This window comes from Kitasatospora sp. NPDC098663 (genome assembly GCF_044760075.1).
Classification (GTDB): Bacteria; Actinomycetota; Actinomycetes; order Streptomycetales; family Streptomycetaceae; genus Kitasatospora.
Genome location: NZ_JBIWAP010000108.1, coordinates 1 through 6,706, shown reverse-complemented (window position 1 = coordinate 6,706; position 6,706 = coordinate 1). Strand labels below are relative to the sequence as shown.

The following is a 6,706-nucleotide window of genomic DNA, read 5'->3' as shown; positions in this document are numbered from 1 at the left end:
GTGGCGCCGGTGGCGGTGCTGCCGGGGCAGTTGGCGTATGTGATCTACACCTCGGGCTCGACCGGCCGTCCCAAGGGCGTCGCCGTCACCCACGGCGGCCTGGCCAACTACACGGCGGCCGTCCCCGGCCAGGTGGGCTTCGGCGAACCCGGCGACCGGTACGCGCTGCTCCAGGCGCAGACCACCGACCTCGGCAACACCGTGCTGTTCGCCGCCCTGACCACCGGCGGCACCGTCCACGTCCTGGGCGCCGACGCGGCCACCGACCCGCAGGCGCTCACCGCCTACCTCGCCGAACACCGGATCGACCACCTCAAGGCTGTGCCCTCCCACCTGGCCGCGCTCGGTTCGGCCGGCGGACTGGCCGGCCTCGTTCCGGCGAAGGCCCTGGTGCTCGGTGGCGAGGCCGCGACGCCCGCCTGGGCCGGGCAGCTGCTGGAGGCCGCCGGCGACCGCGCCGTGTTCAACCACTACGGGCCCACTGAGGGCACCATCGGCGTGGTGACCGGGCGGCTGGACGCGCAGACCGTCGCCGCCGGTGTCGTCCCGCTCGGCACCCCGGTCGGCAACGTCCAGGTCTACCTCCTCGACGACGCGCTGCGTCCGGTGCCGGTGGGTGTGGCCGGTGAGCTGTACCTGGCGGGTGCGCAGCTGGCCCGTGGGTACGTGGGCCGGGCGGATCTGACGGCGGAGCGGTTCGTGGCGAACCCGTTCGGTTCGGGGGAGCGGATGTACCGCACCGGTGACCGGGCCCGCTGGACCGCCGACGGACAGCTCGTCTTCGCCGGCCGTGCGGACGCGCAGGTCAAGATCCGCGGCTTCCGCGTCGAGCCCGGCGAGGTCCGCGCCGTCCTCGCCGAGCACCCGGACGTGGCCCAGGCCGCCGTCGTGGTCCGCGAGGACACCCCCGGCACCCCCCGGCTGACCGCCTACCTGGTGCCCATCGCCGGCAATGCCGAACTGGCCGACACCGTTCGGCGGTTCGCCGCCGAGCGGCTGCCGAGCCACCTCGTCCCCGCAGCGCTCGTCGTCCTCGACACGCTGCCGCTGACCGCCAACGGCAAGCTCGACCACCAGGCCCTGCCCGCCCCCGGCCCCGCCGCCAGCGGCGGCCGTGCTCCGGAGGACGCCCGCGAGGAACTGATCTGCGAGGCCTTCGCGGAGGTGCTGGGCCTGCCGGTGGTGGGCGTGGACGACGACTTCTTCACCCTCGGCGGCCACTCCCTGCTCGCCGTCTCCCTGGTCGCCCGACTGCGCGATCAGGACGTGCCGGTCTCGGTCCCCGCCCTGTTCCAGGCCCCGACCCCGGCCGCCCTCGCCGCGGCCACGGCACCCGAGCCGGTCGCAGTACCGGCCAACCTCATCCCCGAGGGCGCGACCGCGATCACCCCGAGCATGCTGCCGCTGGTCGAGCTGACCGAGGCCGAGATCGCGACCGTCGCGGGCGCCGTCCCGGGCGGCGCGGCGAACATCGCAGACGTCTACCCACTGGCCCCCCTCCAGGAAGGCATCTTCTTCCACCACCTGGCCCGGGCCGAGGGCGAGGCCGACCCGTACATGAGCTGGGCGGTGCTCGAGTTCGACACCCGCGCCCGCCTCGACGGCTTCCTCGCCGGACTCCAGCGGGTCATCGACCGCCACGACATCTACCGCACCGCGATCGCCTGGGAAGGGCTGCGCGAACCCGTCCAGGTCGTCGCCCGGCGGGCCGAACTGCCCGTCCAGGACCTCATGCTGGATCCGGCCGGCCCTGAGCCGACCGAGCAGCTGCTCGCGGCGGCAGGCCGCTGGATGGCACTCGGCCGCGCCCCGATGATGGGCATCCACACCGCCCCGAAGCCGGACGGTGCGGGCCACCTCGCGTTGCTGCGGATCCACCACCTGGTGCGCGACCGCACCTCCATGGACGTGCTGCTCGGTGAGGTCCGCGCGTTCCTCGCCGGCCGGGCGGACGAGCTGCCGCAGCCGCTGCCGTTCCGGGACTTCGTCGCCCAGGCCCGCCTCGGCGTCTCCCGCGAGGAGCACGCCCGCTACTTCGCCGCGCTGCTCGGCGACGTCACCGACACCACGGCACCGTTCGGACAGCTGGATGTGCGCCGGGTCGGCACCGACCTGGGCCGCGCCCAGGTGGACGTGGACGACCGGCTCGCCGGAAAGGTCCGCGAACTCGCCCGCACGCTCGGCGTCAGCCCGGCGGCGGTCTTCCACCTCGCGTGGGCCCGGGCCCTGGCCGCGCTCTCCGGGCGCGACGACGTGGTCTTCGGCACCGTCCTGCTGGGCCGGATGAACGCCGGCGCCGGCGCCGACCGCGTCCCCGGTCCGTTCCTCAACACCCTGCCGGTCCGCGTCCGGCTGGACGGCCCGACCGTCGGCGAGGCGCTCACCGCGCTGCGCTGGCAGTTCGCCGGCCTGCTCGAGCACGAGCACGCGCCGCTCGCCGTCGCCCAGGCGGCCAGCGGGGTGCCGGGCGGCCGCCCGCTCTTCACCTCGATCTTCAACTACCGGCATGGGCAGACCGTCCACGAGTCCGGCATCGACCTCGACGGCATCAGCGTGCTGGTCAGTCGGGAGTACACCAACTACCCGCTGAACGTCTCGGTCAGCGACTCCGGCACCGGCTTCGTGATCAACGTCAGCGCGCTCGCCCCGGCCGAACCCGACCGGATTCACGCGCTGCTCACCACCAGCCTCGCCAATTTGGCCACGGCACTCGCCGACGCCCCACAGACGCCCCTCGCCGCGATCGAGGTGCTCGACGACGCGGAGCGGCACCGGCTGCTCCGCGAGTGGAGCGGCGCCGGCGTGACCGCCGGGAGCACACCAGCCACTGCGCCGGGCCTGTTCCGCCGGCAGGTCGAGCGGACCCCGGACGCGACCGCCCTCGTCGATGGCGGCGACCGCCGGAGCTACCGCCAACTCGATGAGTGGTCCGACCGGTTCGCCGGCCACCTGAACCGGCTCGGGGTAGGCCGGGAGAGCGTGGTCGCGCTCTGCCTGCCACGCGGCTGGCAGCTTTCGGCGGCGATCCTCGGCGTCTGGAAGGCCGGTGCGGCCTACCTGCCGATCGACCCCGGCTACCCGGCCGACCGGATCGCCTACATGGTCTCCGACAGCCGGGCCGCCGTGGTCGTCGGCCTGGAGGACGCCCTGGACGAACTGCCGCTGCGCCGCGTCCTGACCGTGGCCCTCGACGACCCGTCGGTCGAGGCCAAGCTGGCCGCTCAGGAGCCCGCCCCGGTCGGTGAGACGCTGCCGGGCCAGACGGCCTACGTCATCTACACCTCGGGCTCGACCGGGCGCCCCAAGGGCGTCGCAGTCACCCACGGTGGCCTGGCCGCCTACCTGGCGGCCGTACCCGCCCGGGTCGGCTTCGGCGAGCCCGGCACCCGCTACGCGCTGCTCCAGGCCCAGTCCACCGACCTCGGCAACACCACCGTGTTCGGCAGCCTGACCACCGGCGGCGAGCTGCACGTCCTCGACGCCCGGGCGGCCGTCGACCCGGCCGTGGTCTCCCGCTACCTGACCGAGCACCGGATCGACCACCTCAAGGCGGTCCCCTCGCACCTCGCCGCGCTCGGCGGCGAGACCGGGGTGGACGGCGTGCTTCCCGCGCGCTCCCTGGTGCTCGGCGGCGAGGCGGCTCCCCGCGACTGGGCGCTCCGACTCGTGGCGCAGGCCGGCGAGCGGGCCGTGCACAACCACTACGGCCCCACCGAGACCACCATCGGCGTGGTGACAGGGCGCCTCGACGAGGCCGCCCTGGCCGACGGCGCCCTGCCGATCGGCACCCCGGTGCCCGGCACCCGGGTGTTCGTCCTCGACGACGCGCTGCGCCCCACCCCGGTGGGCGTCGCCGGCGAGCTGTACATCGCCGGCGCCCAGCTGGCCCGCGGCTACGTCGGCCGCCCCGCTCTGACCGCCGAACGGTTCGTCGCCGATCCCTACGGTTCCGGCGAGCGGATGTACCGCACCGGCGACCGCGTGCAGTGGACGCCCGAGGGGCGGCTGGTGTTCGCCGGCCGTGCCGACGAGCAGGTGAAGATCCGCGGCTACCGGGTGGAGCCCGGCGAGGTGGCCTCCGTCCTGGCCGCGTACGGCCGGGTCGAGCGAGCGGTCGTCGTCGCCCGGACCGAGGGCACGGGCGAGCCGAGGCTGGTCGGTTACGTCGTCCCGGTCGACGAGGAGGACATCGAGGACGGCGGATTCGCCGACCTCGTGCGGAAGTTCGCCGCCGACCGGCTGCCCGAGCACATGGTGCCGTCCGCGGTCGTCGTCCTCGACGCCCTGCCGCTGACCGCCAACGGCAAGCTCGACCGCGCCGCCCTGCCCGCTCCGGAGCACGCGGGGGCGGCACAGGTCCGCCGGGAGCCTGCCAACGAGCGCGAGCGCGCCCTGTGCGCCGCGTTCGCCGAAGTCCTCGGACTTCCGTCCGTCGGTGTCGAGGACGACTTCTTCACCCTGGGAGGTCACTCCCTGCTGGCGACCCGCCTGGTCAGCCGGGTCCGCGTCCTGCTGGACGAGGAGCTGCCGATCCAGGAGCTGTTCGCCGACCCCACCCCCGCCGGCCTCGCCGCCTGGCTCGCCGAGAACGCCCACCACGCCGAGAACGCCCGGCCGGCCCTGCGGCCGCGTCCGAGGGAGGAATAACGATGATCCCCATGTCTTTCGCCCAGCGGCGGATGTGGCTCCAGTGGCGCGTCGAGGGAGCAAGCTCCACGTACAACAGCGCCACCGTCGTTCGCCTCACCGGGCGGCTGGACCAGCAGGCGTTGGGCGCGGCCCTACGCGACCTGATCGGCCGTCACGAGGCGCTGCGGACCGTCTTCCCCGAGGTCGACGGTGAGCCCGGTCAGCGGATCCTGGACCTCGCCGACCTGCCGTGGGAGCTCACCGTGGTGCGGGTGCTCCGGGCGGAAGGCCCGGAGCGGGCGCACGCGAGGATTCCCGCTCTGGACGACCTGGCGTGGGACCAGGCCGTGCTGGACCTGCCGGCCGTCGAGGTGGCGGACGAGCTGCCGGGCGCCGAGATCACCGCGGCGGAACTGACCGGCGCCGTCGCGCGGGCCGCCCGCCACCCGTTCGACCTGGCCGCCGAAGTCCCGGTCCGGGCCTGGCTGTTCGAGGTGGCACCCGAGGAGCACGTGCTGGTGCTGGTGCTGCACCACATCGCCACCGACGGTTGGTCGGGCGGCCCGCTGGCCCGCGACCTGTCCGCCGCCTACGCGGCCCGGTGCGCGGGCCGGGCACCGCAGTGGGAGCCGCTGCCGATCCAGTACGCCGACTACGCGTACTGGCAGCGCGACCTGCTGGGCGACCCGCAGGACCCGGCAGCCCTGGGCCCGCGCCAGGTCGAGTACTGGCGGGGCGCGCTGGCGGGCGCGCCCGAGGAGCTGGCCCTGCCGGCCGACCGTCCGCGGCCCGCGGCGGTCTCCCACCGCGGGCACGCCGTCGGCGTGAGCGTGTCGGCCGACACCCACCGGGCACTCTCCGCCCTGGCGCGGGAGCGTCGCGCCACGCTGTTCATGGTGCTCCAGGCGGCCGTGGCGGTGACCCTGTCCCGGCTGGGCGCGGGCACCGACATCCCGATCGGCTCGCCGATCGCCGGTCGCACCGACGAGGCGCTGAACGACCTGATCGGGTGCTTCGTCAACACCCTCGTGGTCCGGACCGACCTGTCCGGCGACCCGACCTTCGCCGAGGTCGTGGACCGGGTGCGCGGCACCACCGTGGCCGCGTTCGGCCACCAGGACGTGCCGTTCGAGCGCCTGGTCGAGGAGCTCGCACCGGCACGCTCGCTGGCCCGGCACCCGCTCTTCCAGGTCTTCCTCGCCCCCCTGGACGTCGGCTCGTCCGTCGACCTCCCCGGCCTGCGCGGCGAGGCGCTGGTCCTCGGCCGGTCGGGCGCCAAGTTCGACCTGGAGGCCACGGTCGGCGAGGTGTTCGACGCCGACGGTGCTCCGGCCGGGCTGCGCGGTGTGCTGACCGGCTCGGCGGACCTGTTCGACCAGAAGACGCTCCGCCGCCTCGCCGCCCGACTGGTGAAGGTGCTCGACGCCCTGGCCGCCGACCCCGCCCTGCGTCTGTCGTCGGTGGAGGTGTTGGAGGCGGCGGAGCGTGCCCTGGTGGTGCGTGGGTGGAATGACACGGGTGTGGTGGTGTCGGAGTTGTCGGTGTCGGAGGTGTTCGCGGGGCAGGTGGCGCGGACGCCGGACGCGACGGCTGTGGTCAGTGGTGATCTGGCGTTGTCGTATCGGGAGTTGGATGAGCGGGCGGACCGTTTGGCGCGGGTGTTGGTCGAGCGTGGCGTGGGTGTGGAGTCGTCGGTTGCGGTGGTGATGGAGCGGTCGGCCGAGTTGGTGGTTGCTCTGTTGGCGGTGTTGAAGGCCGGTGGGGTGTTCGTGCCGTTGGATGTGGCGTGGCCGGCGGCGCGGGTTGAGGTGGTGCTGGCGGACGCTGGTGCGCGTGTGCTGGTGGCGCATGGGGCGACGGCGGAGCACGAGTTCGTTCGGTCCGCGGGTGTTCCGGTGGTGTTCGCGGATGCGGTGCCGGATGTGGCGGCCGGGGTTGTGTTGCCGGTGTCGGGGCTGGTGGATCGGGCGGCGTATGTGATGTACACGTCGGGTTCGACGGGTGTCCCGAAGGGTGTGGTGACGACGCAGCGTGATTTGGTGGCGTTGGCGTTGGATCGGTGTTGGGGTGCGTCGGC

The 6,706-nt window shown here is 74.1% G+C and carries 2 protein-coding genes; both read left to right on the top strand.

The features are described from left to right. On the top strand, positions 1 to 4,647 hold the full coding sequence (locus tag ACIQVZ_RS42035) for an amino acid adenylation domain-containing protein (protein WP_402458356.1): 4,647 nt from the start codon (positions 1 to 3) through the stop codon (positions 4,645 to 4,647). Between the two features lie 2 nt (positions 4,648 to 4,649). Beyond that, positions 4,650 to 6,706: condensation domain-containing protein (locus ACIQVZ_RS42030; RefSeq protein WP_402458354.1), on the top strand; the 2,057-nt coding region annotated here is incomplete at its 3' end.